Raw genomic sequence first — 3655 nt, 5'->3', positions numbered from 1 at the left:
CTGCGCGTGAACGCGCCCAGCCGGCCGAGCAGGCGCGGCAGCGACGCCGTGAACTCGCCGCGCCCGTCCTCCCCGGCGGGTTCGAGGAGCTCGTCGAGCGGGTCGTCCAGCAGGACGATGTCGGGCTCGTGCACGCACGTCGCGGCGAGGCCCACCCGCAGCCGGACGTCGGGCGGCAGAAGGGCCAGCGCGGTGTCCGCCACATCCGCCAGCTCCAGCCGCCGCAGAATGCCGCGCGCGTCCGATTCCCGGGCCCGCCGGTAGTAGGCCGCATAGCCCACGAATTCCGCGGCGGAAATGTTCGAATCGCGCCAGAAGCCTGACGGGAGATAGCCGATCCGCGCCCGTACGGCGCGCAGATCCGAGGTTTTCCCGGTACGGTGACCGAGGATTTCTATTTCGCCGACGCTTGGTCGGCGCAGCGTCGCGAACGTGGCCAGCAGCGTTGTTTTGCCCGCGCCCGGCGGACCGGCAACACCGATCAGGCCCTCAGCGATACCGAGGGCCGTCGGACGGAGGAGCCACCGCCCCCCGCGGCGGACCCCCATCCCATGGGCCACGATCGCGGATGCGTCCGCGACCATTTCAGTTTTCCCCCCATTGGTTCACGAGCTCGGTTCCCGACAGCCCCGCCCGCCCGCGAGCCCGTCGTCCGGCGGCACGTTTCACCCCGGCCGAGCAGGCCCGCCCGATGAAACTCTCGTGGCCGTCGATCCGTGCACGACCAGGCGACTATAACCAGTCTTGGTGATCGCCGTCAGCTCGCTTTTGCTATTGAGCGAGGGCGCTTGGATTCTTTACCTTTCGCGTCGTTGGCTGATCCGTATCGGGAGAAGTCCGGTCCGTTGTGCTGTGCCTGTCCCGTCCCCACTGCGCGCGCGCCGCGGCCCCGTCCGGCGGGGCCGCCGGGACCAGTGCCGGAGGACACTCCGGCTGCTCATGCGACGCGCGCGTTCATGCGGCAGGATGTACATATGCCTTCTCGGGACTTTTCGTTGTACGGCGCCGTCGATCTGGGGGCCGTCCAGTCGGCTTCGAAACAGCGCCAGGAGCGCCAGGCGCGCGCGGCCCAGGCCGGGGACGGCGCGTCCGCCGCCGCCGGGGCGCCGGCGGGTGGCCCGGCGGGCGGCCCGTACGTCGTGGACGTCACCGACCAGACCTTCAACACCGAGGTCGTGGAGCGGTCGCAGACCGTCCCGGTCCTCGTGGACTTCTGGGCGGAGTGGTGCGGGCCGTGCAAGCAGCTCGGCCCGATCCTGGAGAAGCTGGCGCAGGAGGCGGCCGGACGCTGGATCCTCGCCAAGGTCGACATCGACGCCAACCCGCAGCTCGGCGCGTACATGCAGCAGATGGGCGTGCGCGGCATCCCGTTCGTGGCGGCGGTCGTCCAGGGGCAGCTGCTGCCGTTCCTGAACGGTGCGGCCCCCGAGGCCCAGGTGCGCCAGGCCGTCGACCAGCTCTTCGAGGCGCTGGTCAAGGAGGGCCTGATCCCCGAGGGTGCCGCCGCCGAGGCCCCCGCGGCCGCCGACCCCGCGTCCGACCCCGTCTACGCCAGGGCCGACGACGCGCTGCGCGCCGGGAACCTGGACGAGGCGCGGGCCGCGTTCCAGGAGATCCTCGCCCGCGACCCCAGGGACGACGAGGCCAAGCGCGGCCTCGCGCTGGTCGACCTGAGCGGGCGCGCGCAGACGCTGGACCCGGGCCGGGTCCTCCAGGACGCCGAGGCCAAGCCCGGCGACGCCAAGGCGCAGATCGACGCCGCCGACGTCGAGATGGTCTCCGGCCGGATCGAGGCCGCGTTCGGCCGCCTCGTCTCCGCCGTCCGCCGCACCGCGGGCGACGACCGCGACGCCGTCCGCAAGCACCTGCTGCTGCTGTTCGAGGTGCTGCCGGCGGACGACCCGCGCGTCACCAAGGCCCGCCGCTCGCTGCAGAGCGCGCTCTTCTGATCCGGACGGCACGCCACAGGGCGCGCTCCTCGACACGGGGACGCGCCCTGTGGCGTTGTCCGACCCGGAGGTCCCTGGGTGCGCCCGGATCCCTAGCGTGGACGGGGACGGAGCGCACCTATGCGACATGTTGCAGAACGCGCTTTTTTAACGCCGCACGTACAAAGTGTCCTTCTGATCGGGGACGGCGCGGCGAGCGCGTATCCTCTTTGGCGGTGACCGCGCCCCGCCCGCCCCATGCGACGCCCTCCACAGGACGCCCTCGGAGTAGCGCGCTCACGCCATCCCGGAAGCCGGTCGTCGGCTCCGGGCGGGACGAAGACGTAGCCGGTAAGACGTAATCCGGTAGACAGGGAGCAGTGTCGTGGCCAGCGTGCCCAGCGTGTCGTACTCCATCACCGTCCGGCTGGAGGTCCCGGCCGGCGGCAAGGCCGTCAGCCAGATCACCCACGTGGTCGAGAACGCCGGGGGCATCGTGACCGCCCTCGACGTGAACACCGCCGGTCACGAGACGCTGCGCATCGACGTCACCATCGCCACCCGCGACACCGAGCACGCCGAGGCGATCTCCGCCGCGCTGGAGACGATCGACGACATCAAGATCCACAAGGTCTCGGACCGGACCTTCCTGATGCACCTCGGCGGCAAGATCGAGATGCAGTCGAAGGTGCCGCTGCGCAACCGCGACGAGCTGTCCATGGCCTACACCCCGGGCGTCGCGCGGGTCTCGCTCGCCATCGCCCGCAACCCCGAGGACGTCCGGCGGCTGACGATCAAGCGCAACAGCGTCGCGGTCGTCACCGACGGCTCGGCGGTGCTCGGCCTCGGCAACATCGGCCCGGAGGCCGCGCTGCCGGTGATGGAGGGCAAGGCCGCGCTGTTCAAGCGGTTCGCCGGGATCGACGCCTGGCCGATCTGCCTGGACACCCAGGACACCGACGAGATCGTCCGGACCGTGCAGATCCTCGCGCCCGCGTTCGGCGGCATCAACCTGGAGGACATCTCCGCGCCGCGCTGCTTCGAGGTCGAGGCCCGGCTGCGCGAGCTGCTGGACATCCCGGTCTTCCACGACGACCAGCACGGCACCGCGATCTGCGTGCTCGCCGCGCTCACCAACGCGCTGCGCGTGGTCGGCAAGGACATCGGAACGGTCCGCATCGCGATGTCCGGCGCGGGCGCGGCGGGCAGCGCGATCCTGAAGCTGCTGCTGCACGCCGGGGCGAAGAACGTCGTCGTCTGCGACTACTATGGCGCCGTCCACCTCGGCCGCACCGACCTGGACGACTCGCTGCGCTGGATCGCCGAGCACACCAACTCCGAGGGCTACGCCGGCGACCTGAAGGGCGCGGTCGCGGGCGCGGACGTCTTCGTCGGCGTCTCCGCGCCGGGCATCCTCACCGGCGACGACATCGCGACCATGAACGACGACGCGATCGTGTTCGCGCTGGCCAACCCCGAGCCCGAGGTGTCCCCGGACGAGGCGCGCGAGCACGCCGCCGTGGTCGCCACCGGCCGCAGCGACTACCCGAACCAGATCAACAACGTGCTGGCCTTCCCCGGCGTGTTCCGCGGGCTGCTGGACGCGCAGGCCAACGGCGTCACCCTGGACATGCTGCTCGCCGCCGCGCAGGCCCTCGCCGAGGTCGTCACGCCGGGCGAGCTGGGCCCGAACTACATCGTCCCGAGCGTGTTCCACCCGGACGTCG

At 71.4% G+C, this 3655-nt stretch carries 3 protein-coding genes; 2 read left to right on the top strand and 1 reads right to left on the bottom strand.

Features of this window, described 5'->3' with window-relative positions:
• A partial coding sequence (locus tag AB0J52_RS31970; protein ID WP_500186520.1) for an ATP-binding cassette domain-containing protein occupies positions 1-584 on the bottom strand: 584 nt, incomplete at its 3' end.
• Between the two features lie 411 nt (positions 585-995).
• On the opposite strand from AB0J52_RS31970, the gene AB0J52_RS31965 reads away from it, so the two are divergent.
• Both AB0J52_RS31965 and AB0J52_RS31960 read left to right on the top strand, forming a co-directional pair.
• Positions 996-1949: a tetratricopeptide repeat protein gene (locus AB0J52_RS31965; RefSeq protein ID WP_500186518.1), complete on the top strand. Its 954-nt coding sequence runs from the start codon at positions 996-998 to the stop codon at positions 1947-1949.
• 364 nt (positions 1950-2313) lie between these two features.
• Positions 2314-3655 (top strand): NAD-dependent malic enzyme (locus tag AB0J52_RS31960; RefSeq protein ID WP_500186517.1); only part of this gene is annotated, 1342 nt, incomplete at its 3' end.

Origin of the sequence: Spirillospora sp. NPDC049652 (assembly GCF_040675125.1) — a bacterium.
In the GTDB taxonomy this organism is placed as follows: domain Bacteria; phylum Actinomycetota; class Actinomycetes; order Streptosporangiales; family Streptosporangiaceae; genus Spirillospora.
The sequence above is the reverse complement of the archived record's forward strand: the minus strand, read 5'-3'. Positions and strand labels throughout refer to the sequence as shown.